19 protein-coding genes and 6 pseudogenes are annotated in these 25,141 nt (G+C 32.4%); 18 read left to right on the top strand and 7 right to left on the bottom strand.

Annotated elements, in window-relative coordinates:
• The first annotated feature begins 358 nt into the window (after nucleotides 1–358).
• A complete protein-coding gene (locus ACU8YW_RS28820; RefSeq protein ID WP_179875871.1) occupies nucleotides 359–520 on the top strand; it encodes a hypothetical protein in 162 nt (53 codons plus the stop codon).
• Between the two features lie 32 nt (nucleotides 521–552).
• On the opposite strand, the gene ACU8YW_RS28815 is transcribed toward ACU8YW_RS28820, so the two are convergent.
• The gene (locus ACU8YW_RS28815) at nucleotides 553–1,026 is read right to left on the bottom strand and encodes a CDI toxin immunity protein (protein ID WP_001283878.1); all 474 of its coding nucleotides are present in this window, start codon (nucleotides 1,024–1,026) and stop codon (nucleotides 553–555) included.
• 308 nt (nucleotides 1,027–1,334) lie between these two features.
• On the opposite strand from ACU8YW_RS28815, the gene ACU8YW_RS28810 reads away from it, so the two are divergent.
• The 3 genes and pseudogenes from ACU8YW_RS28810 (at nucleotide 1,335) to ACU8YW_RS28800 (ending at nucleotide 7,322) form a co-directional block, all read left to right on the top strand.
• Nucleotides 1,335–2,132 carry a cell wall hydrolase gene (locus ACU8YW_RS28810; RefSeq protein ID WP_446894131.1) on the top strand — a complete coding sequence of 266 codons (798 nt, stop codon included), beginning with the start codon at nucleotides 1,335–1,337 and terminating at the stop codon, nucleotides 2,130–2,132.
• Nucleotides 2,133–2,449: 317 nt separating this feature from the next.
• Nucleotides 2,450–3,919 (top strand): annotated as a pseudogene (locus tag ACU8YW_RS28805) (HAMP domain-containing methyl-accepting chemotaxis protein); the annotation flags it as partial.
• A gap of 1,420 nt (nucleotides 3,920–5,339) precedes the next feature.
• Nucleotides 5,340–7,322 (top strand): methyl-accepting chemotaxis protein, encoded by a 1,983-nt coding sequence (locus ACU8YW_RS28800; protein WP_426934410.1) that lies wholly within the window; start codon nucleotides 5,340–5,342, stop codon nucleotides 7,320–7,322.
• Nucleotides 7,323–7,534: 212 nt separating this feature from the next.
• On the opposite strand, the gene ACU8YW_RS28795 is transcribed toward ACU8YW_RS28800, so the two are convergent.
• Nucleotides 7,535–7,756 (bottom strand): helix-turn-helix domain-containing protein, encoded by a 222-nt coding sequence (locus ACU8YW_RS28795; RefSeq protein WP_088062829.1) that lies wholly within the window; start codon nucleotides 7,754–7,756, stop codon nucleotides 7,535–7,537.
• A gap of 293 nt (nucleotides 7,757–8,049) precedes the next feature.
• Between ACU8YW_RS28795 and ACU8YW_RS28790 the strand changes: the two genes are divergently transcribed.
• The 3 genes from ACU8YW_RS28790 to ACU8YW_RS28780 are packed head-to-tail and all read left to right on the top strand — an operon-like array spanning nucleotide 8,050 to nucleotide 10,150.
• A complete protein-coding gene (locus tag ACU8YW_RS28790) occupies nucleotides 8,050–8,370 on the top strand; it encodes a hypothetical protein (protein WP_088062830.1) in 321 nt (106 codons plus the stop codon).
• 15 nt (nucleotides 8,371–8,385) lie between these two features.
• On the top strand, nucleotides 8,386–9,552 hold the full coding sequence (locus ACU8YW_RS28785; protein ID WP_088062831.1) for an FtsK/SpoIIIE domain-containing protein: 1,167 nt from the start codon (nucleotides 8,386–8,388) through the stop codon (nucleotides 9,550–9,552).
• Nucleotides 9,539–10,150, top strand: a complete 612-nt coding sequence (locus tag ACU8YW_RS28780; RefSeq protein ID WP_353842101.1) for a replication-relaxation family protein — start codon at nucleotides 9,539–9,541, stop codon at nucleotides 10,148–10,150. Before ACU8YW_RS28785 ends, ACU8YW_RS28780 begins: the two co-directional genes overlap by 14 nt.
• A gap of 338 nt (nucleotides 10,151–10,488) precedes the next feature.
• On the opposite strand, the pseudogene ACU8YW_RS28775 reads toward ACU8YW_RS28780, so the two are convergent.
• A pseudogene (locus ACU8YW_RS28775) lies at nucleotides 10,489–10,720 on the bottom strand (zinc ribbon domain-containing protein); the annotation flags it as partial.
• Between the two features lie 454 nt (nucleotides 10,721–11,174).
• Here ACU8YW_RS28775 and ACU8YW_RS28770 point away from each other — a divergent pair.
• Together ACU8YW_RS28770 and ACU8YW_RS28765 are read left to right on the top strand one after the other, a co-directional pair.
• Nucleotides 11,175–12,989 carry an acyltransferase family protein gene (locus ACU8YW_RS28770; protein ID WP_262720459.1) on the top strand — a complete coding sequence of 605 codons (1,815 nt, stop codon included), beginning with the start codon at nucleotides 11,175–11,177 and terminating at the stop codon, nucleotides 12,987–12,989.
• A gap of 497 nt (nucleotides 12,990–13,486) precedes the next feature.
• On the top strand, nucleotides 13,487–13,843 hold the full coding sequence (locus ACU8YW_RS28765) for a YxeA family protein (protein ID WP_426934409.1): 357 nt from the start codon (nucleotides 13,487–13,489) through the stop codon (nucleotides 13,841–13,843).
• A gap of 78 nt (nucleotides 13,844–13,921) precedes the next feature.
• Here the strand turns inward: ACU8YW_RS28765 and ACU8YW_RS28760 are convergent.
• Nucleotides 13,922–14,044: pseudogene (locus tag ACU8YW_RS28760) on the bottom strand (histidine kinase); the annotation flags it as partial.
• 214 nt (nucleotides 14,045–14,258) lie between these two features.
• Between ACU8YW_RS28760 and ACU8YW_RS28755 the strand changes: the two are divergent.
• Nucleotides 14,259–14,906 carry a lysozyme family protein gene (locus ACU8YW_RS28755; RefSeq protein ID WP_097890836.1) on the top strand — a complete coding sequence of 216 codons (648 nt, stop codon included), beginning with the start codon at nucleotides 14,259–14,261 and terminating at the stop codon, nucleotides 14,904–14,906.
• Between the two features lie 236 nt (nucleotides 14,907–15,142).
• Nucleotides 15,143–15,358, top strand: a pseudogene (locus ACU8YW_RS28750) (MDR family MFS transporter); the annotation flags it as partial.
• Nucleotides 15,359–15,528: 170 nt separating this feature from the next.
• Here ACU8YW_RS28750 and ACU8YW_RS28745 read toward each other — a convergent pair.
• The gene (locus ACU8YW_RS28745) at nucleotides 15,529–15,996 is read right to left on the bottom strand and encodes an RsfA family transcriptional regulator (protein WP_262720367.1); all 468 of its coding nucleotides are present in this window, start codon (nucleotides 15,994–15,996) and stop codon (nucleotides 15,529–15,531) included.
• Between the two features lie 332 nt (nucleotides 15,997–16,328).
• On the opposite strand from ACU8YW_RS28745, the gene ACU8YW_RS28740 reads away from it, so the two are divergent.
• Entirely contained in the window at nucleotides 16,329–17,969 is a 1,641-nt protein-coding gene (locus tag ACU8YW_RS28740; RefSeq protein ID WP_446894130.1) for a S8 family peptidase, read from the top strand.
• Between the two features lie 510 nt (nucleotides 17,970–18,479).
• Here the strand turns inward: ACU8YW_RS28740 and ACU8YW_RS28735 are convergent.
• A pseudogene (locus tag ACU8YW_RS28735) lies at nucleotides 18,480–18,652 on the bottom strand (TetR/AcrR family transcriptional regulator); the annotation flags it as partial.
• Nucleotides 18,653–18,752: 100 nt separating this feature from the next.
• Between ACU8YW_RS28735 and mntA the strand changes: the two are divergent.
• The 4 genes and pseudogenes from mntA to ACU8YW_RS28715 all read left to right on the top strand — a co-directional run bounded on the left by mntA (nucleotide 18,753) and on the right by ACU8YW_RS28715 (nucleotide 22,174).
• Nucleotides 18,753–19,160, top strand: a complete 408-nt coding sequence (gene mntA, locus ACU8YW_RS28730) for a type VII toxin-antitoxin system MntA family adenylyltransferase antitoxin (protein WP_097890832.1) — start codon at nucleotides 18,753–18,755, stop codon at nucleotides 19,158–19,160.
• Nucleotides 19,150–19,563 (top strand): type VII toxin-antitoxin system HepT family RNase toxin, encoded by a 414-nt coding sequence (gene hepT, locus ACU8YW_RS28725; protein ID WP_097890830.1) that lies wholly within the window; start codon nucleotides 19,150–19,152, stop codon nucleotides 19,561–19,563. The genes mntA and hepT overlap by 11 nt, the downstream gene beginning before the upstream one ends.
• A 494-nt stretch (nucleotides 19,564–20,057) precedes the next feature.
• Nucleotides 20,058–21,752 (top strand): annotated as a pseudogene (locus ACU8YW_RS28720) (methyl-accepting chemotaxis protein).
• A 206-nt stretch (nucleotides 21,753–21,958) separates the two neighbouring features.
• The gene (locus tag ACU8YW_RS28715) at nucleotides 21,959–22,174 is read left to right on the top strand and encodes an alpha/beta-type small acid-soluble spore protein (protein WP_001167052.1); all 216 of its coding nucleotides are present in this window, start codon (nucleotides 21,959–21,961) and stop codon (nucleotides 22,172–22,174) included.
• Between the two features lie 69 nt (nucleotides 22,175–22,243).
• On the opposite strand, the gene ACU8YW_RS28710 is transcribed toward ACU8YW_RS28715, so the two are convergent.
• Nucleotides 22,244–22,663 (bottom strand): hypothetical protein, encoded by a 420-nt coding sequence (locus tag ACU8YW_RS28710; protein WP_097890828.1) that lies wholly within the window; start codon nucleotides 22,661–22,663, stop codon nucleotides 22,244–22,246.
• A 485-nt stretch (nucleotides 22,664–23,148) separates the two neighbouring features.
• Here ACU8YW_RS28710 and ACU8YW_RS28705 point away from each other — a divergent pair, with 485 nt between their 5' ends.
• Nucleotides 23,149–23,310 carry a hypothetical protein gene (locus ACU8YW_RS28705; protein ID WP_179864182.1) on the top strand — a complete coding sequence of 54 codons (162 nt, stop codon included), beginning with the start codon at nucleotides 23,149–23,151 and terminating at the stop codon, nucleotides 23,308–23,310.
• Nucleotides 23,311–23,608: 298 nt separating this feature from the next.
• On the top strand, nucleotides 23,609–24,979 hold the full coding sequence (locus ACU8YW_RS28700) for a lytic polysaccharide monooxygenase (RefSeq protein ID WP_446894129.1): 1,371 nt from the start codon (nucleotides 23,609–23,611) through the stop codon (nucleotides 24,977–24,979).
• The last annotated feature ends 162 nt before the right edge of the window (nucleotides 24,980–25,141 follow it).

Genomic DNA, 25,141 nt, shown 5'->3' with positions numbered 1-25,141 from the left:
AGTTAAGTTTATAGCAAGTATTGTAGGCGCTTCCGTGATCTGGTTGGCGTCTTGTTTGTTGTTAAGGAAAAATAACAAAATCAAAGAATATAAGTACGGGATTAGAAGAAAAAATAATAGTCTTGTCGTTTGCTATAACCCACTAGGAAAAAGCGAATAACAAGACAATAGACAAGTAGTGAGAGGGAATTCCCATTCTCGATTGAAATTACATCGCAAAATCCAAATGCCGTATAAGAAATATTAAACTTATAAATGAAAAAAGAAACATGCTAGTGTCCCAAAAATATAAGTTTTTAAGGCTCTACCAGGATATGAATTGCAGGTACATCCCCGTATCGGTATAACGAGGAACACAATGTTCTTGGAACGGTGGACAGTAGTTGCCACGGAGAAGTCGGAGTGTTGGTTGTTAACAATGAAGTTCCTAAAGAGGAAAATTATGCAAGATCATGAAATTGAAAGAGGTACTCGTATTGCTAAAGGCGACATAGCTTCGGTGGAAAAAGCTCATTTATAGAAAAAAAAGAATGAGGAAAGTGGATTGGATTATTAGCTAAATCCAACCATAATCATTTCTTCATTTTTTATTTCAATTATAAATTTATATTCTTTATCCAATAACCAGAAATAAAAACTGACTGCATCAATATCAACTAGTGATTGGAATACTTTATCAAGATTTGTGCTTATTACAGGGATTTCATTATTATCCCATAATATAAAAATCTGTTCATCAAAATCTGGTTTGTTTTCTTTAATAAGGGAAATTAGTTGCTCTTTATTTAAAGCTATTAATTGATTGTCTATCTGTTCCCAATCTATTCTTCCAGAGACAGTTATAGGAAATGAATTTATTAAAGTATTTACAATCTGTTGGCTTTTATTTTGAGAGAAAATGAGAGTTTCTGCTCCGAGGGATTCAATACATTCATTAAACAAAGGGTTTGTATCATTGTTATTTTTGGTTTTCAGTGCCCGTAATTTTTGTTGCATTTTCCATCGTCTTGAGGATCTATCACTCATTTTTATCATTCCTTCTACAATTAATTAGGAGTCAGTATAGCATATAGAAACAGTTCTTTGGAAAGAAACTATTAGGCGATTGAAATCAGCCTCTACTTTCACCATATTTAGTTTAAGAATTAGATTGTTCAATCCTTTTGAAACATAACTATAATAATTCAATTTCAATATCGTAAGCAACTCAGTTATTATATAGAAATACAAATTCAATGACTTGAATTCAATGTTTTGTTACGCTATAGATAGCTTGATTTGTTTTAACTTAAACATATTAAGAGTACTTAATAATTTTTAGGAGGCTTTTTTGAATGAAGTTATGTAAGGCGAAAACCTGGTTACCATTATCTGCTGCAATGATTACAGTAGTATCAAGTCCAGTAGGGACTGCGGCTTCAACGGTTTATACGGTTCAAAAGAATGATACCCTAGAAGCAATAAATAAACAATATGAGGTGTCCGTACAATCACTTAAACAAGAAAACAATAAAGCAAATGATCAAATTAATATTGGAGAACGTTTAACAATTCCGGTAGCGTCAACTGCAAACGAATATGTTCAAAAAAATAATTCAACAGTTTCAACTAATACATATCAAGCAATTTACCAAGTGAAAAGCGGGGATACATTAAGTTCTATATCACAACAATATAAAGTTTCAATACAGTCTATAAAACAAAACAATAACGTAGATGAAGACCATATTTTTGTCGGTCAACACTTAAAGATTGATACTGGTATTTCATTACAAGAAGTGGACTTAATGGCTCGATTAGTAAATGCAGAAGCAGGGGGAGAACCGCATGCAGGAAAGGTTGCGGTTGCAAAGGTAGTATTAAATCGTGCTAACGCAAATGGTTTTCCAAATACAATTACAGACGTAATTTATGAACCGATTAAAAATGGTTATGCATTTACTCCTGTTACAGACGGTAGAATTAATCAGCCTGCTACACAGGAAGCAAAAATAGCAGTAGAAGAGGCTCTCACTTCAAAAGGAACAAATTCTGATTGGCTTTATTTCTACAATCCCAAAACCTCGACTGATAAATGGATTACAACACGTCAAACCGTTGCCCAAATTGGAAACCATCTGTTTGCTAAATAAACTAACAGTACATTAATATGTTTCCAATGAGATAAGGAGAGGTTATTTTTGCGTGTAGTTCATTCACTATTAGCAATATTAGCAGTTATATTTTTAATTTGTGGTGTTATTATTCACGAGTATGTATTGGTGTTTTTGGTAGGGATTTGTTGCATGGTGATAGTAAGTTTTATAATTTCCAGTATACGTAATTGGAAAGAGAATAGAAAGCATATTTCTATCGTGTATTTTACTTGTGTATTAATATTATTGCTATTAACAATATATCTTTTGTTTGTCACTTTTTATACACGTTCTTTTGAATTTTAGTACTATATTCATTAGAATATAACCTACTAGAATTAATTACAGCTTCACAAAATGAGGGAGCAAATAAAGAGGAAATCATCGGTAATATTGAAAATGATTTTAAGAAATATGATTCTTTATTAAGAGAATATGATGATGGCTTTAATTTAAGCATGCAAGAGGATGAGCTATTTCAGAATTTGAAGAAATCCTTGCCAAGTTATATGGAAACATATAAAAAGTTATTTGAAAAAGCAAAAGTAACAACCGACTCCCACATGATAAATGAATTTCAAAAGGAATTAAAACCGAGGGGAGTAGAGTTAGCTGGTTATGCTTTAGATTTAGAAAAGTATGTATCGAAATTAGCTGACCAAGTATTTAAGGATTCTCAAAAAATGATAGGTAGATCCATTAGTACTTTTATTATTATTGTTGTTGTTATAACAATCGTTATATGTATAGTAAGTTATATTATTAGCAAGCTTATAGTTGCTCCTTTACAAACGGTTAGTCGTATGATGGAAAGGGCAAAAGAAGGAGATTTAACTGTAAATAGTGATTATAATGCTAAAGATGAATTAGGTGTATTAGTAAGTGATTTTAACGAGATGATTGCAGGGCTAAGAACAAATATGAAAGAAGTAGAGAATAATGTTCAGTTTTTATTCCAACATGCAGACGGAGTGCTATCTGCATCAGAAGTGTCTAGCAGTGCAGCAAAGAAAATTACGATGGATATTGAGGAAGTTGCCAATGGCGCAGAGAGCCAAATGCAAGCAATGGAACAAACTGCGAGTGCGATGGAAGAGTTGACACAGGGAATGCAGAGTATAGTGAATACATCATCCTCTGTAAATGAACTGTCTGCTCAATCAGCGTTAGATGCAGAGAGTGGTAACCAATTAATGAAACAAATGATTCAACAAATGGATACAATCCAAAATTCAGTACAAAGCAGTGTTAAACAGGCTGAGACTATGAAGGTGCATTCGGAAGAAATTGTAAAAATAATTGATGTTATGCAAGGTATTACCTCTCAAATTAACTTATTAGCATTAAACGCCGCAATTGAGGCAGATGAAGTAAGAAAACTGGCCGAACAATCTAGTGAGTCTGCAAAACAAATTGAGAAGCTTATTACTCAAGTTATGGGAACAACGAACCACACCGTAGACATGATGGGGAAAGTGGATAATGAGGTACAAGCAGGTACACAAGTAGTAATGCACACAGAAAAAGTACAGCAAGTATCTGAGAAAATTCAAACGGTATCTATGTCTACAGATGAAATTGCAACGAGTAGTGAAGAGGTTTCTGCCTCTGCAGAAGACATGGCTCAAATTTCTCAAAAATCATCTGATAGAGCCGATAGGGTAAAAGAGTCTATTCAACAGCAAGAAAAATCTGTTCAGGAGATTTCAATTTCAGTTGAACATCTGCACAGCGTAGCTGGGGAATTAAAACAGATTGTTTCCCAATTTACTCTTCAAAAGTAGTAGTGTATGTAAGTCTACATATTAGTAGAAATCCACGCACTAAATAAAAAATCATCCTTTCTTACAAAGGATGATTTTTTATTTAGTAAAATTGCGATTCATTATTGTGTTTCGTTCCCTCCATAATTTGTATTTTCTCTAATTTTTTGTTATCTAGCAATCTTGAGGGGGTGACAAAATGTCCTTTGTGTCAAGGGAGGGTAATTATAAGGAAAACAAATTATCTATGCAAACAATATAAAAAGGGTTTTGAGTTCATCGTTTCTGGTATGATACTTGAAAAAAGAATCAAAGCAAGCCAGATTAAAAAGTTATAAAAAAAGAATATGACAGATATAATCTCAGGATTTAAATCAAAAAAACAGGGACATCGCTTGGGGCAAAATTATCATATGATTCCGCGCAGAAGAGAATTAATTTTGTAAAGGAGAAATAATATTTTAACATCTTTAATTTTGTATATAAAATTAAAGCGAATTATGATATGATGAAAGTAACAAAATATCTCTAAATCTATCTTGCAAAAGGACATACCTAAGCATACATATGCCATAGGTGTGTCCTTTTTTAGTTGTTTAAAAATATCGGGAATAAAATGAAGATAGTACTTTACACGCCTTTAGTAGAAGGAAGATATTACGATGAAAATCATGGATTAAGATCGCTTGCATAACAGCATTCGTTTCTCAAATAGCAGCATGTAGCAGTACTAACCAAACAATAAATGATTCGAGACCTGCCCAAACCGTACAAAAAAGAATACAACAGCATGCAGAAGGGCAAGGTATTTTTGATATTCCAGAAACTTATAAGAATAAATAAGTGAAAAATGATCTTTTATGATATAAAAAAATATTTATTAATTTTAATATTTAAAACTTATGTATACGTGTTACAATGAAGTTCTCCAATTTATTTTATTCTCCTATTTAGAATTTATGGTTTAGTATCCGATAAAATAAAAGTAGCTGTAGTAAATAGATAAATGAATAAAGCGAAGCGGTCAGAGTGGTTAAAAGGATAAGGCTGTTAAATATAGTTATTCAAAGAATAAATTCACTTAGTTAAGTTAAAAGGAATTTAGTATGGTAAGGATTTCATCTAATGTGAATCGTTCGAAATTAAACTTTTGATTCAATCAAAGCCAAAAATCATCTTTTAAATGAAGTCTATGTTTCTACAGTTAATGTAGAATAATTTGTAGTTTTAACATTGCTTACTATAAAAAAATTACATAGTTGAAAGGGGGATAGATACAACTTCACTTGTAAAAAATAAATCGCTATATGAGAAGATGTGCGTAAAGGGATGGAACGGTAATTTCATTTCGAATAATACCATAAATCAACGTAGAAAAAATAAAGGAGCAAACAATTAAATAAACTATATCAGTTGTAAGAATGAAAGGGAGAAGTAGATAGTGTTTAAAATAAAAGAAAGATTGGAACAAATGAAGCTTAAAACGAAGTTGTCTATGGCATTTATTGCAATATTAATTATACCAAGTCTTGTCGTAGGGGTATCGTCTTATGATAAAGCAAGAACAGATCTTAATGAAACAATTCTACAAACCGCGAAAGATAATGTGAGTATTTTAAATAAGATAGTTGATGATGAATTAGAAAATAAACATGTAGATGTAACTCATTTTGCAAAGATACTTACACAAGGTGATTATAATGCTGACCAATTGCAAAATGTACAAAGTAAATTTGATCAATATATACAGTTACATCCAGAGATAGAAACGATTTATACTACATCTAGTAATAATCAATTTATCCATGCACCTGTTGGAAAAATACCAGAAGGATTTAATCCGTTAGAAAGTAGTTGGTATAAGGATGCAGTAAAAGCTAATGGAGAGATTATTGTTTCGCCTCCCTATAAATCAAAGGCTACAGGAAATATGGTAATAGCAATTGCGAAGCAAAATGCTGATAAAAGTGGTGTCATTGGTGTGGACTTGAATATTGATGATATCGTAAAAACTTCTAAAATGATAAAAATAGGAAAACAAGGCTTTGTATCTATAGTAAGTCAAGATAAGACTATAGTTGTTCATCCTACACTTAAGCCAGGTGAGAAGTTAGAGAAATCATTAGCAGATGAACTATACAAGAAAGAAGAGGGAGTAATTACTTATAGCCTTAATGGCGAGGATCGAAACATAAGCTTTAAAACAAACAAAAAAACAGGTTGGAAAATAGCTGGTGTAATGCCTATTAAAGAAATTGAAGAAGCTACCAATCCTATTTTTTATAAAACGCTCACTATAATAGGGGCTTCATTGTTGTTAGGTGGAATTGTAACTTTCTTCATTCTTAAATCTATTATTAATCCACTAAGACAATTAGTTATTTCAGCTCAAAAAATTAGTCAGGGAGATTTAACTGAGAAAATAGATATTCGTTCCAAGGATGAACTTGGTCAATTAGGTAGTAGTTTTAACACAATGGCAGAGTCGTTACGTAATATAATTTCTCGAATTAACACATCTGCAGGACATGTGGCTGCTTCTTCTGAGGAACTAACTGCTAGCGTAGAGCAAGCAAGTGTTGCGACAGAACAAATTACAAAAGAAATGGAAGAAATATCGAATAGTGCAGAAGTTCAAAATAATGAAGTAGCGTCTGGAGCGAAATTAATTGGTGAGGTCACGCGTAATATTCAATGCGTAGCTGATAATGCTTCTGAAGTATCCGCTTCATCCTTATATACAAAACAAAAAGCTAATGAGGGTGAACAATTAGTAGAACAAACTGTAACGCAAATGGAGTCAATCCATCATTCTGTTTCTCAATCCGATAATGTAATTAAATTATTAGATAAAAAATCACAGCAAATCGGAAGTATATTAGAAGCAATTCAAAATATTGCAGCACAAACAAATCTATTAGCATTGAATGCAGCGATTGAAGCGGCTAGAGCAGGAGAACAAGGGCGCGGATTTGCAATTGTTGCTGACGAAGTTAGGAAGTTAGCGGAGCAATCATCCGAATCTTCAATGGAAATTGGAAGTTTAATTAATGAAATACAAGCAGATGTACATGAGACTGTAAAAGCTATGAATGAAGTAGGAGTTGAAGTGCAGTCGGGGATTCAGGTTGCGAATGATACAAAACAAAGTTTTTATGAAATCTCAAAATCTGCAAATGATATCGTGTCAAAAGTACATGGTATGGTGGAATTATCAAATAAAATGACAAGTGATGCAATGGAAGTGGATACATCAATTAATCAAATATCTATGGCTGTGAAAGAGAATTCTTCAAGTATGCAAACGATAGCCGGTTCATCTGAGGAGCAACATGCTTCTATGGAAGAGATAAATTCTTCAGCAATACAATTAGCACAGATGGCCGAAGAACTTCAAGAATTAATTGGTGGATTTAAGATATAGGTTCAGATTCTAGGATAGAATCCTAGACAGTATGTTTAAGGAAAGAAGTTAAAAATCTTATAATGTAGCAAATAAATATATGTATTTTTTATAGAGATTGCAAATGCAGATCAACTACTTTAAATGGTAGTTGATCTTTTTTTATATTCATTTTTGAATATATCTTTCATTAAAGTGTAGGGTTGATACAGTAGTATTTATCGAGCAAATTATCACATCCAAAAATCTTCAAAGTCTACGCCGTATCCTTTTCTTTTTAAGGCTCTTATTATCTTTTGACCATTCCCTAATGAGGGCTTGTATTGATTGGAGCGAGAGATACGGCTAATTGTATTTTGGTTTACCCCACTCCATGCCTTTAATTCTGTTTGAGTAATATCATTCTTTCTTAAAAATTTACCAAACTTAGATAACGGTTTTCCTAAGCCAAACACTGCGAACACTCCTATTCCTAGATACTCTATTAATCACATTTTTACCAAAGCATGATTTTTTTAAACAAAAGTGTTAATAATGTACAAGCTGTTTGCAATATGATGTATCAAGGTCGCTATCAAAGGTGCTAGCAAACGTATTATCAAGATGGATATCAAATCAATTCGCCTTTGTATTGGCAAAGTACATACCATATTAACTATCAAAGTAATGTTAACAAGGTAATAAGTGAATCAATCCTATGTTTTATAAGTTTTTTAATTCTGTTTATAAAGAGAACGGAGGCATTTAAATGCGTGTAAGGAAAGAAAGGATTTTTTTTCGCAAGTTTATGGAACGGTCATACAAAGATAAAGAAAATACAATTCGTAAATACAATTCATTAAGTCCTTTTGCATTCTTTCATATGTCAGATCAAGTGCTAAATAGCTATATTGCATTGGGAGTAATGGGGACGGTTTTAATTGGGGCAGTCTTGTTAGAAAAGTATTTGGTACAAAATGACCATATATTTGCTGCAAAGTTTGTGAGTGGAAGTATTTATTACGGTATGCGAATTGGGGGAGTTTGTTTGATTGGGTATGTATTTGTTCGTATCGTAATCATGTTTTAAGGAGGGAAGGGAGTTATGGGGATCATAAAGGAGTGGCTTCGTACGCAAAGGTTAAGGAATCAGCTTATGGAGGTGTTCGGAAAAGCAGGTTTATATACGGAACATCAAACACGCGGGGGAAAAGTGCCTATTTATCCAAAGGTACATAATATTTCTTCTTCAAAAGAAAGTGTGAGATATGTGTTTACCCTACCAAACGGATTAGATCCACAGAAGATTGAAAAGAAGTGGTTTTGTTTCCAGCAAATATTAGGACGGAATATTACAATTGAAGGGGATGTGAAAAAGTTTGTCCTACATGTATTTCATTCGAATGCTGGGCTAAAGCCGTATATTTATTGTTTTAGAGAATGGCAGACACAATTAGAAGGTTACGGTTTACCTGTTGTGGTCGGCAGGGACCAATACGGAAAAATGATTGCGTACGACATGATTGGTTCCAATTCACCGCACTTATTAATCGCAGGAGAAACAGGAAGTGGGAAAAGTAGTATGGTACGTGTTGTGCTATCCACACTCATTCAATATATGTCTCCTAATACGTTGCATTTGTATCTTGGTGATTTAAAAAACTCTGAATTTCATTTTTTACGTAGAGTGAAGCATGTAAAAGAAGTTTGTATGGAAGAAATCGAAATGAAAATAATGCTTCAAAAGTTATGGAAGGAAATCAGGGAACGAAGAAAACTTATGGAGAAATATGAAGTTGATCATATTGATGCGTACAACAAATTAAATCCAAATCATCCAAAGCCATATATCCTACTTGCTATTGATGAAGTGGCTATGCTGAAAGATGAAAAAGAGTGCATGACTACGATTGAAAAGATTTCAGCAGTCGGGAGATCACTAGGGGTTTTTCTTTTGCTTAGTATGCAGAGGCCAGATGCCAAGGTGTTAGATGGTAAGTTAAAACTTAATATGACTGTAAGAATGGGCTTTAAATGTGATAGTGTGATTAATAGTAATATTATGGGTACTTCTGGTTCAGAGTATTTAGAGCAATCTGGACAAATGATTTTTAAACGCAATGGATTAATGAAAGTGCAAGCTCCTTATTTGGAATTAAGTAAGGCGAAACAAATTGTTGAACCATATTGCATGTCTAAAGAGGAGAGGGTACTCAAGTATTCATCGCAAGTAGAAATTCCGTTATTTGGGGTGTTAGATGATGAAGAGTAGAGATAAAGGAATTCTGAATGATTTGAAGCAATTTAGATGTATGTCCCGAGACGATATTATTGACTTGCATTTTCAAGGCTTAAAGAATGCGATAACCTGCTGTAATACCGTTATGAAACGATTAAGAAGAGACGGTCATGTTGATGCTAACGTATTGCAACACCCATACATTTATTTTCCGCGACCCAATCCTATCAGAAAAACGAGTCAAAAAATTCCTCATTTCCTTGGTATTGTGGACTCATATAAACAACTCGTTCATTATGAACATCCTGAACTATTCGATGTTGAACCAAAGTATGGGAAAGAATTCATGGAACCCGATGCATTTACAATTTGGCGTAGATCTCCATTCTTTATTGAAGTTCAAAAGTCAGTGTACAGTAAAAAAATAATGCAAGATAAGATAAATAGATATGAATTATACTTCCATAGCCAAGAATGGCATAATGAATATTGGCAACCGAAAGCTTCTAAATTTTTTCCATCAATCCTTATCATTACTGACAAACATTACGATATTCAATCTCCGTATTTCCGTATATTCCAAGCAAATTCTATAGAGAGTTTTATAAATAATTTAGCAGTAAAATCATAAAACAAGATACTTTGTTCTTAATTCACATAATTTTCAAAATTAAAACTTTTGGATGTTAATATTTGTTATATAATATACTTATCAAAGCATTACCCCTGTAGTATTTATGATAAATTTTCAAGGTAGTTTGTTTATCTCGTATATTGACCTTAAACTGAAAAGAACTTGTAGAGATTCCTACAAGTTCTTTTTGTTGCTCTTATAAACACGAAAATCCCCTTCTTTACTCCCAGTAATTTTACTTTATGAAGATTATCTCCTTGTTGAATTACTCCCACAGTTACTTTGTATAGAAGAAGGAAATTAATAAGTAAGGGGCTCAATCGAGTCCTAATTTATTAGTAGGCTATCAACATAGTCCTTGTGGTTAGAAGCCTTATCACTTCATTCTTCCAAATTGATACTTGCGTTAATATCCCGATTATGGTGTGTACAACAAGAAGGGTAGTCCCATTTTCGTAGGTTTAGATTAGTAACGTCTTGGTTTTGATATCCATAACAAGAACATAATTGATTTGAAACAAATGTTTCCGATACGACAATGGTTTGTTTGCCATACCATTTCGCTATCAAGCTAACAAAGAGACTAAAAATATTAAAGAAGGATTTTTCCAAAATGGAGACGCTTTATCAGTAAGAGAAATATGTAATTATACATATCCCTTTTTTATAATGTTTTTATATATAAAATCCTTTACATGCGCATTATCGATTATATTCAAAATGTCACAGGCCTTGATATGTCTGTAAAAACGTATCAAAATTTTACTTTAAGACACACGGTATATAAATTTTTGATTGGGCAAATTCCTCTTTTTTAGGGAGAGGAAAAACACCTACTATAAAAATTTGCACAACAGAGCCAGATAACGTGATAAAGTATGTATTGCTGTGCATGTAAATATCAAAAAAAGCCTTACAAAATGATGTTTGTAATGGTTTAGCTTATACGATTTTAGGAAATTAATAGCATTTTATGACGTTATTATTAACCTAGTTTCCAAGAAATAGAGGTGAATGTAGGATGACTAAACCTTTTAAAAAAAATAGTCGTTATATGGTAGGGTTGGACAGTCTAAGGGGTCTAGCTATACTAGGTGTTATTTTGTATCATATTAATTTTAATTGGATGCCTGGAGGGTTTTTGGGAGTTACAGTATTTTTTGTACTTTCAGGTTATTTAATTACAGATATTCTAGCCATGGAGTGGAAGAGAAATAAGAGAATTGATTTGAAAAAGTTCTGGCTTAGTAGGGCAAGAAGATTGCTTCCAGGAATGCTTGTTATGCTCGTTATAACATTGGCATGGATTACGATTTTTCATAGCTCTTTACTTGAAAAAATGCGTGGAGATTCATTAGCGGCATTATTTTATGTTAGTAACTGGTGGTATATTTATCATAAATTATCGTACTTTGATAATTTTAACCAGATTTCTCCATTAAATCATTTTTGGTCGTTAGCAGTCGAGGAACAATTCTATGTTGTCTGGCCGTTTATTATTAGTTTAGGACTTTACTACATAAAAAAACAATCTCGTATGATTTTATTGATTTGTCTAGGAGCATTTGCTTCAGCTTTGGCAATGGCAATTTTGTATGAACCTGGAGTTGATCCGAGCAGAATATATTATGGTACAGATACGAGGGCCTTTTCCTTACTTATCGGAGCGGTACTTGCTTTAGTTTGGCCAAGCAATAGGCTTGCTAATAAAATTATCCCGAAGGCGCGTTTCATCCTTGATGTAGTGGGGGGCATTGCTCTTATTATTATTTTGGTTATGTTTTGGAAGACCAATCAATATGATCCATTTCTATACAAGGGAGGAATGGTTCTCTTATCAATTGCAACAGCATTGTTAGTGGCAAATCTAGCTCATCCAGCTAGTCGCATTGCTCAATTTTTACGATTTAGACCTTTACGTTGGGTAGGGGTAAGATCGTATGGCATATATCTCTGGCATTATCCAATTCTCACATTAACGACTCCAAAAGTAAATACGGGGGATTTTTCAATAATAAGAGCAATCCTTCAATTTCTTTTAATAATATTGATCGCGCAAATTTCATGGAAGTTTATCGAAAAACCAATCCGACAAGGTGCGCTCCGGAACATTCAGTTTAAGAACTTAAGACTTCAAAATGTCACTTTAGGTGTTAAGTTAGCTTTAGTTTGTTCATTATTCTTTTCGTCAATAGCAGTCTTAGGGTTATCAAATGCTAGTAAGGCTAAGGAGAATTATCAACAAGAGAAGGTGGAAGCAGTACAAACACAACCGGCGCCACATCCAGTTGCTGTTTGGGAAAATCCAAATCAAGAAACGCCTCTAAATCAAGGGGAATCAAAAGAAGTAAATTCTGCACAACCTAAAAATCCGCTCACAGTTACTGCGATAGGCGATTCCGTTATGATTGATATTACTCCATATTTAAAAAATACTTTTCCTGATATTAGGATTGATGCGCAAATTGGCCGTCAGCTGTCAAAAGCGATTCCAGTAGTTGAACAGTTAAAAAATGAAGGGAATTTAGGAAACAATGTCATTATCGGATTAGGTACAAATGGAGCCTTTACTACTGAGCAACTTGTTTCATTAATAAAATTAATTGGAAACGAACGTAAAATAATATTTATTAATACGAGAGTGCCACGTCCGTGGGAATCAATTGTGAACGAGAGACTGAAAGTAACAGTAACTAAATATCCTAATGTAACTCTAGTTGATTGGTATGCAGCAAGTGCTGGAAAGAAAGACTACTTTGCACCTGATGGTGTGCATTTAACCAATGTAGGTGCAGAAGCATACGCAGTCCTTGTGGCTAAAGCGGTTAATCAATAATTAATTATATTTTGTCAAATTCTTTTGCAAAGTTAGCTGAAATAAAAAAAATCTATGTTTGGAAAAATAAATTTTTGGCATTTAGCAATAATTCCTGTAATTCATAATACATTGAAAAGCGAAGTTTAGTTGAAGACTTCGCTTTTTTGTACGGGACATGAATGATGTCGATGCCTTGTACTATACGTACGGCATAACCAAAATGTTGAATTTCTGTTGTTTTGAAAAAGTGGTTGTCACTTTACAGGTTAATAAACCTGTTCTATAGGGTTCTTTAATGGGCTAATTATATTTTTCTTACTAGATAATGTATCAGTTCAGTTAGTAATCTTTTAAATGATTTTCTAAGATTAAGTAAATATCTCATTTATAAACATTGATATAGGTAATTTTGTTATCTTTCGAAAATGTAAGGTTGACGTAATGTTTTTGAATTTTTTTTCAAACGAGAACAGATTAAAATTACAGTATCATAGAAAATCAATGAGGTGAACAATATGAAAAAATATATGGCACTTTTTAGTCTTTTAGTTGTATTTGCAGGTCTGCTAGTTGGATGTGATATTAATCGTATGGGTAAAGATGAGTATTACGTTCAAATTACAATGGATGGAAAAGAGGGAGTTTCAAAATCTATGGATGGTAAAGTGATGGGAAAGGAGTATGAATATACATTATCGGGTTTTGATAAGGAAGGTAAAGAAAAAGAGTTACAATTTATGGCACAAAAGAATCTTCGTAAAGAAGTATTCCTACGTGTATATCACTCAGAGAAAAAAGGTGTAACCGCTTGGGAGGAAGTGCAGGAAGACGAGCTTCCTAAGAAAGCAAAAGAAAAACTAGGTGTGAAATAATCATTTATTTGTGATGGTGGATTCTCCTACGTGGAGGGTTCGCCGTTTTTTATTATATGTTATGTTGTAGTTTTTTATATAAAGCATATTGAAAAGATAAGGTAAATCTTCCGGAATGATATCTCCATAATTAATAATTTGTACGTTAACCTTTCCTTTATTACTAAATCCATTTATATCAACAAATTGTCCCACATATCCCTTTGTACCAATATCTTTTAAAGTACGTATAAAAAATGCCCTTTATCTTATCTTTATCTTATCTTTACCTTATCTTTAAACTTTTATATTAAACTTAAAACCTTAAAGTATTGATGTTTTAGTCTAAAAAGGGCGGGAGATAGATGTCCATTACATAGTTTGTAAATAACCAATTACCTTTGAAAAATTGAATTTTTTATACGAGGAGGAATATATGAAGGATACAAGTAAAAAACAAATTATAAAAGTGTTCCTTATTAGTATTTTGGGCTTAGGAATAATACTTGGAATGCTATATTTTAATCATAAAACCAATATTCAACAAAATAAAGCGCTAGCCACCGAAAAACGTGTATTGCAATATGAATCTACCTTGAAAAAAGAATTAGAAAAATATAATTTAGGAGAGAAAACAGCAGTTTTATTAGGAATTATGTACCAAGAGAGTAGAGGTGAGGGAAACGATCCTATGCAGTCATCCGAATCACTTGGATTAAAGCCAAATGAAATTCAAGAGACAAGCTTGAGCATTGAACAAGGGGTAAAACACTTTGCTAAAATGTACAAATATGGAACGGACAAGGATGTTAGCATGGATACAATTATTCAAAGCTATAATATGGGGCCAGGGTATATTGATTTTGTTGCTAGTCAAGAAGTTAAACAACACTCGGAGGATTCAGCCAAAAAGTTTTCTAAGATGAAAGTTGATCAAAATCCAGCGATGTATACTTGTGGTGGAAATAAAAATAATTTTAGGTATCCATATTGTTATGGTGATTTCACATATGCCACAAAGGTAAATGAAAAAACAAAACTTATTGAAGAACTTCTTCGAAATGTACATAGCTCTTCTAAATAAGTTGCAGAATGATATATAATGATACCAAGTTATTAACAATAATATCTAAGAAAAAAACTACTTCCTTTCTTAATTCACATAATTTTCAAAAATAAATCTCGTAGATGTTAATATTTGTTATATAATATATTTGTCAAAGCATTACCCCTAAAGTTTCTACAGTCAAGCTGTAAGATAGTTTGTTTGGCCCGTATTTTTAAGGGTTAAAAGTGGATTTAAAATATAGTTGCAATTTTTTGAGGGGGACTTATATGGGAGCGGCTAATCTGCAATGGATTACAGGTAATGTATTTGGACCTCTACTAGGTGGTGTATTACTGGATCAGCTTTTAGGGCATATGTTATTTACAATCTTAGGTGTAGGTTGTATTATTTCTGGATTTATTTACTTACTTTTAGACAGACTTATTGAGAATAGAAGTAAAGAAATACCTATAAAACAAACATCTTAATTTTAATATTGTTAATGAGTTGAAAATTAAATTTTATGTTTTAAGAATTAAATAAAGTGCACGTTTATTATTAGTAAACGTGCACTTTATTTATTAGTATTTAAATTAACTCATATATATAAATTTTTTAGGTTACGACCTAAGTATATAAAAGTAATTTACTGCTTCTTTTAATCAATTACAACTAAACTTCTTGACCTATCAATTTGATTAAGTAACATACGATACTCTTCTTCGTACATAGTTACACGTTGTAGAAGGGACTGGTTTTCTGCTTCTAAATTTTTTATTTGGTTTTGTAAGTTTGTAAATTCATTTGTTTTTTTATAATTTTGTAGAAAGAGAATAATATCATCTAATGTCATAGATAAAGAGTTTGTTTCTTTTTTTTGTTGAGGGGGAGAAATATTGTTTCCTCCCTTTCGATTTTGTTTTGCTTGTTGTATTTCCTCTTGGTATTGTTTTCTTACGTATGAATTCCAACGAAATCCACAAGCTGTAGGTGTCCTATTTAGTAATTTTGCTACTTCTTTGAATGCAGCTAACTGTGTTCCACCGGTACGAATATTCTGGAGTACTGTTGATGCGAGAAGTAAATCGTTATCGTTAGTCCAGGAATCTTGTCTTGAGATTACCACGTTTTAACCTCCTTATATGCTTTATATTACATATATGCAATTATTTAAAATGATAGAAGTTTAACTTATCTTAAAATAATTAGAAGTATGTATTATTTAAAATGCGAAATTGCATAAAAAATTAGATTGACTATTCGCTATAGGTGTAACTATAATGGTTACAGTTATACAGCTAAATTAATAGGTTTGATGGTATGAAGTAGTTGTATTAATGATGTTTAAGCAAATATTAAAAAATGAACGGAGTTGGAAATATAAGAAGCTTATATAAAAAGAATTAAGGCCATATAAAGCATTTTATAATTATATATAAATTAAAAGAGGTGCACATTTTGAAAATTTTTAAGGGAATTATAGTTTCTTCAATTGCGTTAACAGCATTTAATGGGGTGGGTGGACTACTTCCAAGTGATAAATCAGAAGTTGCCTATGCAGCTAGTTACAATTATTCAAATAAGCAATTGAATTCTACTGTACATAAGCAAGTTACGAAACAATTAATTTTGAAATTTAAAAATGAGGCAAATTTGCCATATCAGGATGGAATAGAAAAATTCATTAAAGAAGAAAAACAAGATCCTGAATTAATTGGAATTTTAAACGAATACCCAAATGTAACTATAAATCGACTTTTTAGTTCTTTAAATCCTAAAGAAATTAAAAATTTAGGTAGAGAAATAAACGACTCCGAACATATTTCTTCCAATTTGCTAAACTATTATATTGTAGAAAACCAATGTGATATTGATGTACAAGCTTTACTTGCAAAGTTTGAGAAATCATCTCTTATTGAAACGGCGTATTTACAGGAAGAAGAAACGCCACCTGAAGAGCGTTTACCAAATTTATCTGTTAATCCATATGATGAGCCTAGACTTACAAGACAAGGTTACCTTGAACCAGCACCATTAGGAATTAATGCACCTTATGCTTGGAGTATAAATGGTGGGGACGGAAAAGGAACTACTTTCGTAGATATGGAGTATGGTTGGTTATTAAGTCATGAAGATTTAGTGAATCAAAAGATTGAATTGATGTCCGGACAGAATAAGAGTGAACACCATGATCATGGTACCTCAGTATTGGGAATTGTTTCTGCAGAGGATAATAACATAGGTGGAATTGGGATTGCACCAAAGGCTAAGGTAAAGGTTGTATCCCAGATTAGGGATAACGGAAATTATAATACAGCTGATGCTATTTTAAGTGCGGTTAACAATATGCAAGCTGGAGATATTCTTTTACTAGAGGCACAAGCAACTTACGATGGATATGGAGATAAGAACTATTTTCCAGTGGAAGTAAAACCAGACATATTTGATGCAATTCGTATGGGAACAAATAAGGGAATTATTATTATTGAAGCAGGTGCAAACGGTGGAAATGACTTGGATCAATTTAGAGACCGTAATGGTAAACAAGTTTTAAATCGTAATAGTCCTGATTTTAAAGATTCAGGGGCGATTATGGTTGGGGCAGCTTCTGCAAGGGTTCCTCATAAACGTTCATATTTCTCTAATTACGGTAGTAGAGTGGATGTGTATGGATGGGGGAATGCAGTAGATACTACAGATGCTAAACCAAGTGAATTTATAACAAATCTATATACATCTAGTTTTGCTGGAACATCTAGTGCATCGCCTATTATTGCTGGTGCTGCAGCATCAATTCAAGGAATTGCAAAAAATAATCAGGGGAGAGTATATACACCAAGACAGCTTAGGGATATTTTAAGTGATTCTAGTACTGGAACGAAATCTAACGATCCAATCTCTGATAAAATTGGTGTTTTACCTGACTTAAAAGCCATTTTATCTAAACTAGGTTTTTCACCGAACTTAGGCAATGATTCTTCCATTGTATTTCCTGAGGAGCAAGAAATAAATAAAGGGAATGAAGGATCTACTTTTACATTCCCAAGGGAGGATTCCGCTAATGGTGAAGGGAACTCTAACTTCATTTTCCCAGAATAATTGTAAGGATAACTTCTATTTAATATAAAGGAATTTTATATAACCAGTTAAGTATAATACTGGTGAGATAGGCTCTTATGTGTAATAGCATAAGAGCCTATCTGTTGTACTTTTAACTATATAGGAGGGACGTATCTCTTTAGATACTTACCTTGCTTAACAAACCAAGCGTTACAATAGACATAGTGAATTCGTACTTGTGGGTATTTTTATTTTAATTTATTTAATCTGCATTATTTTTTATAAGGAAGTGTTTCGTATTACTAATTGCTTGAATTGATTTAATTTTAATAGTGATTTTATTTGGAGATTGTATAATCTTATTAGTTGAATTATCTTTTATCTGTAGATTTGGCCCAGTAACAGCAATTGATTCTTTACTAATACTCATTATAAAACCTTTAATATGAATTTGTTCTAAAAATATTATGATGGGTAAATGAATTAATTGAAAAAAGACACCTCAAAGTGTCTTTTTGTTTTTATATACAAGCCGCGTTTTAAGAAGGTTTAATTGGCATATGAATTAAGGAGATGTCTTACTTGTTCTATAAAATAATGATGGTGTATATTATTTTTTGATACTCGACTAGCCATAATAGCTCCTTCCATGGAAGAAGAAAGGAAAGAAGTAAGTGACATATCATCTTTAATTTCTTTTTTTCGATTCCGTCTTTAAGTACTAAGAAGGTTTAATTTTGTTTATGTATTTGTTGAAGCTTAATGGATTTCGTAATGATTATGATATAATAAAGTTCAAGTATACTAAGGGGGATTAATTAAATGATTTTTCAAAGCCTGATAACAGCTATTATAGAAAAATTACAAAAGACGGTGAATCCCTATTGGATAATTGTGTTTGGATCAACGGCTGAGAATAGAGAACGGGAAGATAGTGATATTGATATAGCTTATGTAAGTGATACAACCTTAGGGAATTATGAACGTTTTTTATTAGCACAGGAGTTAGCTAATATTGTTCATAGAGATGTTGATTTAGTTGATTTATCCGAAGCTTCTACAGTTTTTCAAGCTCAGATTATACATACAGGAAAGACAATATTTTGTTCTGATGAAGAACGGAAAATCATTTTTGAAATGAAAACTTTAAAAATGTATTCAAAATTAAATGAGGAACGCAAGATAGTATTCGATGATATAAAGAAAAGAGGTTCAATATATGAAGAATGAGGTTATTTTAAATAAAATTTCCACAATAGAGCGTTGTATAAAAAGAATCCAAGACGTGTATGGAAATGACCCTGAAAATTTGGAAGATTACACAAAGCAAGATTCAATAATCTTGAATATACAAAGAGCTTGTGAAGCGAGTATTGATTTAGCAATGCATATTGTTGCTGGAAAAAAACTAGGACTACCTCAATCTAGTCGAGAAGCTTTTGATTTATTGGTTACAGCAGGACTACTTAGCGCAGAGCTGGCAAATAAGTTAAAGGCGATGGTTGGATTTCGAAATATCGCTGTACATGATTATCAAAGTGTAAATTTAGATATTGTTCGGCAAATTATTGAAAAACATTTAACTGATTTTAAAATATTTACAAAAGAAGTTATGGGAATATTGGAATTATAGGGAGACGCTATATAGGTGAGGAGAGATTGATATGCTCTTTTCTAATTTTAACATAACAATTTAGTTGTTTGCCTACTTGATTTAAAGATGAAAGAAGCAAGTATTATATGGCTGCATAGTGGGAAGATACTCTTTAAAGAGTGTCTTTCTTTGATTTACTGCGTTTACATCTAAACACGAATGTTTCTTTAATTAACTCTGAGTTTTATGTGTAAACAAATCCTGAAAAGCAAAGATATTTATTATGCTAAATTGTCAGCATTCCAATATATATAGGTTTAAGTTTTAATTATCTCAAAATAAATCTAAGGAAGAAAATAGCATAGAGAAATATGAGGAATTACCATAAAATAAAAAGCGGACAAGATTGTCCGTTTTTTATTTTATCAGGAGAGAATCCTGAATATTACTTTATAATAATAAAATGAATAGAGTGTCTTTTAAATGTATTACTACTTTATTTTTTATTATGGAAAATTTGAAAGGTGATTTTAATGAAAAAATATTGGCATAAGCTATCGTTACTTCAAAAAAATATATTACTAACGGTATTAGTAATTCTGACGCTTGTGGGAAGTATGGGGGCGTTAAGTTTTAATATGTTTCAAAATAGTATGATGTCTATATTTGAGAGGCAATCTTTTGAAACAGGAGATACAGTAATAAATCAATTAGATGTAGAAATAGTGAGAGATGTAGCAAAAGACCCCACAGCACAAAGAGTGAAGAAAGAAAAATAGATAGAGCAATTAGATAAAGCTATAAAAGGTATGAAAAGTGTCGGACAAACATATGTTACAGGAGCCAAGCTAAATGATAAAGCTGAATTACAATTGGTAGCTTTGGATACAGAATTAGCAAATACAGTTTCTGTAAAACTAGGTTCTTTAAAAACAGGTGACTATTATGAGCATCCTACTCATTGGATGAAAACATACAGTAAAGTAATGAAAACGAAACAGGCACAAATGACAGAAGTGTATGAAGATGAATTAGGTTTCTGGGTAACAATTTTAGAGCCAATTACAGATGAAAATAAAAATATAATTGCAATTGTTGCAGCGGATTTGAATGCTTCTGTTATTCCACTTACAAAGGAAAAATTTATAGCGCAAGGGTTACTCTTTATTATAATTTCATTAACAATCGCAACCACGATTCAAATATTTATCTCACGAAATTCTTTATCGCCTTTAAAGGATTTACAGGAAGGTTTACGCAAAGTTGGTGAAGGGGACTTAAGTATTAAATTGAATGAAAGATCTGATGATATAGGGATAACTAATTCCCATTTTAATAACACTATTGAAAAGTTTAATAGGATTATAGATAAAGTAAGGCAGACTGCTGAACAGGTTTCGGCATCTTCACAGGAATTGTCGGCAAATACAAAAGAGAATAGTATGGCATTTCAAGAGATTGCAAGCACTATGACAGGATTGAAATTAGGGGCACATTCTCATGTAGTGCATAACTGTTTAGGGATTGTTCAAGAAATGGAAAGTAAGATGAAAGAAATTAAGGGCGCTGCAAAACAAGTTGCTACTGCTTCCGAAGGCATGGAACAGCATTCTATAGAAGGGAAAGATTTGATTAAGCAAATTGTTAATCAAATGAAAATAATCCGAGATAGGGTTCAAGATGTATCTTCTAGTATTTATGCATTAGAAGCACGATCTAATGAAATTATTACTGTAATTACAACCGTTTCAAATCAAACTAATCTATTAGCTTTAAATGCTACTACTGAAGACTCATGTGCTGGAAAAGTCGATAAAGAGTTTTCAATTGTTTTGGAAGAGGTATGTATATTAGCGGAAAAGACTGATGTATCTGCGAGAGATATAGCTAAATTAATTGATGAAACTAAAGCTGAAATAGAAGAGGCTGTAAAATCCATGCAAAGGAGTTCAAAGGAAGTGGAATCAGGAAAAATACTTGTTCAGAGTAGTGGCGCTTTCTTCGAAAAAATTTCAAAATCTGCACAATCTGTTACAAATCAAATTAAAGCAACTTCGAGTAATTCAAGAGATGCTTTAGAAAATAGTCAATCTATTGTTCAGGTTGTAAATGAATTATCACATATTGCAAATACATATGAGTGTAGCAGTAGTAATGTTGAGATAAGTATGAAAGAGCAAGAAATGTATGTACAAGATATTGCAGAGCTAGCAAATTCTTTAAATTAGCTCTCCCAAGAATTACAGGAGTTAATAGGAGGGTTCAAAATTAAGTAGGATAGAAGAAGGTGTAGGTATGACCTATACCTTTATTTATTCCCACATAAGGGATGAAAGCTTAGATATATATGTAAAATAGTTAAAAGAATAATTCTTTTGCATATTCCACTGGAAATAGAGCATGATATTACCAATTAAATGGAGGTGTGTTAGAAATGCAAATTCGAGAAAATAATAATTCAAACGAGATTTTGGTAGCAGCGGCAGCAAGTGCAATTGAGCAAATGAAGTATGAAATTGCTCAGGAGTTTGGCGTTACACTTGGACCAGATTCAACATCACGAGCAAATGGTTCAGTAGGTGGAGAGATTACGAAACGTTTAGTTCGTATGGCGCAAGAGCAGTTATCTGGTCAATATAAAATTCACTAAAGTTAAAGGTATATCCCATTGAAGAGATATACCTTTTTAATTTTCTTTTAAAGAGGATTGTTAAAATTTTTATTGTTGGTTAAGTTTAGAAACTGTAAATTTAGCTGTGAAATTCATTTTCTTCATGTAAGAAGAATTTACTCCTGCTTGAAATTGTACAGAAATATTACCGTCTTTTTGTGCTTTGAATACGCGACCATATGGTGAATTAGCATTGTATGTGCCAATTACTTGATCATCTGCATCAAAGACTGTATAAGAAATTGGGAACCCGGAATTTTGTACAAAGACCGTAAGTTCTTCTCCTTTATTAAGATTAAATGATTCTTTTTGAGAAACTTCATAGGAACTCATAGAGTAATATTTTGTAACTTCTTGAATGTCTAAATTTGTAGTTGCCGCACTCGCTTTAGATGCCTCTGCTCCTGGTAAATTCATACCTGATAATACTGCAATTCCTAATGCCCCTGCTAAAATAACTTTTTTCATAATGCTAGTTCCTCCTTTAATATATTGTGAGATTTGAAAAGGAAGTGAAAATATCACCCCTTGAAACTATTATAGTTACAACGAGAATGATTTTCAATGAGATTTGATATGTAATTTTGCATACATAAGATGTCGATATACGGTAATCTATCCGAAGTTTAAAGTATTGTTAAAAGAAGGATAGGACAAATTTTTAAAACTATGAATGGGATGGTAGCTGGTTTTTACATACGTTGGTTTTATCCGTGGATATTTTTTGTTTTTTATTGTGAATTGTATGTAAATAAACACTCAAATGTTGATAAAGTTGTATAATTCGGAATTATTAAACAAAAAACAAAGGGTTATATGCTATAATAAAGCTGCAATAAGGTTCAGCATCCTAATCTTATTGTGTATATTTAGCCTATGTATGTCGTTTGTATTAAAAATAAGAAGCCTCTCAAAAAGAGGCTTCTTATTTTTTGTATGGAGGGGGATTACAGATGATTGATTATTATCAAATCTTTTTATTTACTATGGCAGGTATTGCCTTGTTTTCTTATATACAACATGCTGGAAAACCAACGAAAAGAAACAAATGGAAATTCTTTGTTGTAGTATTTTTATTTTTCCTTTTGAATTATTTATTTCTTAAATTTGTGTAGGTAAATGTAAGAGGGAATACGTTTTTTGTTCTAAAATTACAGTAAGAAGAACTTTTAAGACAAAAGAGGGGTACGGGAAAAAGTCCAATAACTGTCATAATTTCTGTGAAAGTTTAATAAATTAGTATGTAATAATTCAACTATAGGGTTATTTGAATGTAATGAAGGTAAATGAATAGTTGAGTATGAAATTATGAGATTGTGTATTCAATTGTTCATTTTAGTTATACGTGTTTAGCCTTCACTTATATCCATGCTCTTAATATAGTAAGAAATTCAATAGGAGGGGACTAGTAGTATGAATAAAAAAATTCTAGGGCAGTTTAGAAAAATGGCTACAAATAAAAAAGGATTAAGTGCTGCTGCAGTAGCAGTGGGAATTATGAGTACAACTCTTATTCCTCAAAATGCCTATGCACATGGGTTTGTTGAAAAGCCAGGTAGCCGTGCAGCTTTATGCAGTCAAAATTATGGAGCGCTGAATTCAAATTGTGGAAATATAATGTATGAACCGCAAAGTTTAGAAGCTCCTAAAGGATTCCCACAGGGTGGACCAGCAGACGGGAAAATTGCTTCAGCAGGAGGCCTGTTTGGTGGGATTCTTGATCAACAAACAGCTGATAGATGGTTTAAGAATACGATTAAAAGCGGAGAAAATATCTTCACTTGGAAATACACAGCTCCTCATTCAACAAGTCAATGGCACTATTACATCACAAAAAAGGGATGGGATCCAAATAAACCTCTAACAAGAGCAGACTTCGAGTTAATTGGTACTGTAAAACACGATGGTTCTAAAGCAACTAATAATTTATCACATAAAATCAATGTACCAACTGATCGTAGTGGGTATCATGTTATTTTAGCTGTTTGGGATGTAGCTGATACTGTAAACGCTTTCTATAATGTGATTGATGTGAATCTAATAAATGATGAAAAACCAGATAAAGAGGCACCAACCCAGCCATCTGAATTAAAAGTAATAAAAGCTACTTCAAATAGTGTAGAACTTAATTGGAAACCTGCAACAGACAATGAAGGGGTGAAAGAATATCAAGTGTTACGTAATGGGGAGTTAATTAATACTGTAGTCGGTACAAGTATAATTGATAAAAAATTAAGCCCAAACACAGAATATACGTATACAGTAAGAGCAGTAGATGCTGCAGGGAATATATCTGAGGAAAGTGAAGCACTAGTTATTAAAACAACAGAGGAAAAACCAGATACAGAAGCACCGACCCAGCCTAAAGGATTACACAGTATGGGAACCACTACGAGTAGTATTGATTTAATGTGGGGTCCATCGGAGGATAATGTAGATGTGAGCCATTATATTGTATACAGAGAAGTTGGAGGGACCATGAAAGAAATAGGTACTGCTAATACAACTTCATTTATGGACAAAGATTTGCAAGCGAATACAGCATATAAGTATGTTGTATCTGCTGTCGATACATCAGGTAATGAATCAATGAAAAGTGATGCCATCACAGTTATAACAAAAGGGCAAGAAAACTCTTATGAACAATGGGATGCGCGTAAAGCGTATAAAGCAGGAAATAGAGTAGTTCATGAGAATAAGGTGTATGAGGCAGTTCAGAGTTATCAAGGGAATGGAGATCCAAATTGGATTTTTGCATTGTCATTATGGAAAGAAGTAAACTAATGCTGTAAATAGTGAATCCCTTTAGTGTTTAAATAATGGGACAATTATAAGAGAAGGTATTCCTATTTTTTAACCCTTAATATTGTTTGAATATCAATTTCTGCATCTTCAATACCTATTAATAGGGAACGTAACCTAAAAATAAAACTATTATTCAAAGTA

The sequence above is a fragment of the Bacillus pretiosus genome, from assembly GCF_052947655.1.
The sequence above is the reverse complement of the archived record's forward strand: the minus strand, read 5'-3'. Positions and strand labels throughout refer to the sequence as shown.

What these genes read in the sequence shown, in the direction of transcription:
- ACU8YW_RS28820 (WP_179875871.1), top strand. Translation starts at nt 359, where the DNA reads ATGTTCTTGGAACGGTGGACAGTAGTTGCCACGGAGAAGTCGGAGTGT.
- ACU8YW_RS28815 (WP_001283878.1), bottom strand. Translation starts at nt 1,026, where the DNA reads ATGAGTGATAGATCCTCAAGACGATGGAAAATGCAACAAAAATTACGG.
- ACU8YW_RS28810 (WP_446894131.1), top strand. Translation starts at nt 1,335, where the DNA reads ATGAAGTTATGTAAGGCGAAAACCTGGTTACCATTATCTGCTGCAATG.
- ACU8YW_RS28790 (WP_088062830.1), top strand. Translation starts at nt 8,050, where the DNA reads ATGCGTGTAAGGAAAGAAAGGATTTTTTTTCGCAAGTTTATGGAACGG.
- ACU8YW_RS28785 (WP_088062831.1), top strand. Translation starts at nt 8,386, where the DNA reads ATGGGGATCATAAAGGAGTGGCTTCGTACGCAAAGGTTAAGGAATCAG.
- ACU8YW_RS28780 (WP_353842101.1), top strand. Translation starts at nt 9,539, where the DNA reads ATGATGAAGAGTAGAGATAAAGGAATTCTGAATGATTTGAAGCAATTT.
- ACU8YW_RS28770 (WP_262720459.1), top strand. Translation starts at nt 11,175, where the DNA reads ATGACTAAACCTTTTAAAAAAAATAGTCGTTATATGGTAGGGTTGGAC.
- ACU8YW_RS28765 (WP_426934409.1), top strand. Translation starts at nt 13,487, where the DNA reads ATGAAAAAATATATGGCACTTTTTAGTCTTTTAGTTGTATTTGCAGGT.
- ACU8YW_RS28755 (WP_097890836.1), top strand. Translation starts at nt 14,259, where the DNA reads ATGAAGGATACAAGTAAAAAACAAATTATAAAAGTGTTCCTTATTAGT.
- mntA (WP_097890832.1), top strand. Translation starts at nt 18,753, where the DNA reads ATGATTTTTCAAAGCCTGATAACAGCTATTATAGAAAAATTACAAAAG.
- hepT (WP_097890830.1), top strand. Translation starts at nt 19,150, where the DNA reads ATGAAGAATGAGGTTATTTTAAATAAAATTTCCACAATAGAGCGTTGT.
- ACU8YW_RS28715 (WP_001167052.1), top strand. Translation starts at nt 21,959, where the DNA reads ATGCAAATTCGAGAAAATAATAATTCAAACGAGATTTTGGTAGCAGCG.
- ACU8YW_RS28710 (WP_097890828.1), bottom strand. Translation starts at nt 22,663, where the DNA reads ATGAAAAAAGTTATTTTAGCAGGGGCATTAGGAATTGCAGTATTATCA.
- ACU8YW_RS28705 (WP_179864182.1), top strand. Translation starts at nt 23,149, where the DNA reads ATGATTGATTATTATCAAATCTTTTTATTTACTATGGCAGGTATTGCC.
- ACU8YW_RS28700 (WP_446894129.1), top strand. Translation starts at nt 23,609, where the DNA reads ATGAATAAAAAAATTCTAGGGCAGTTTAGAAAAATGGCTACAAATAAA.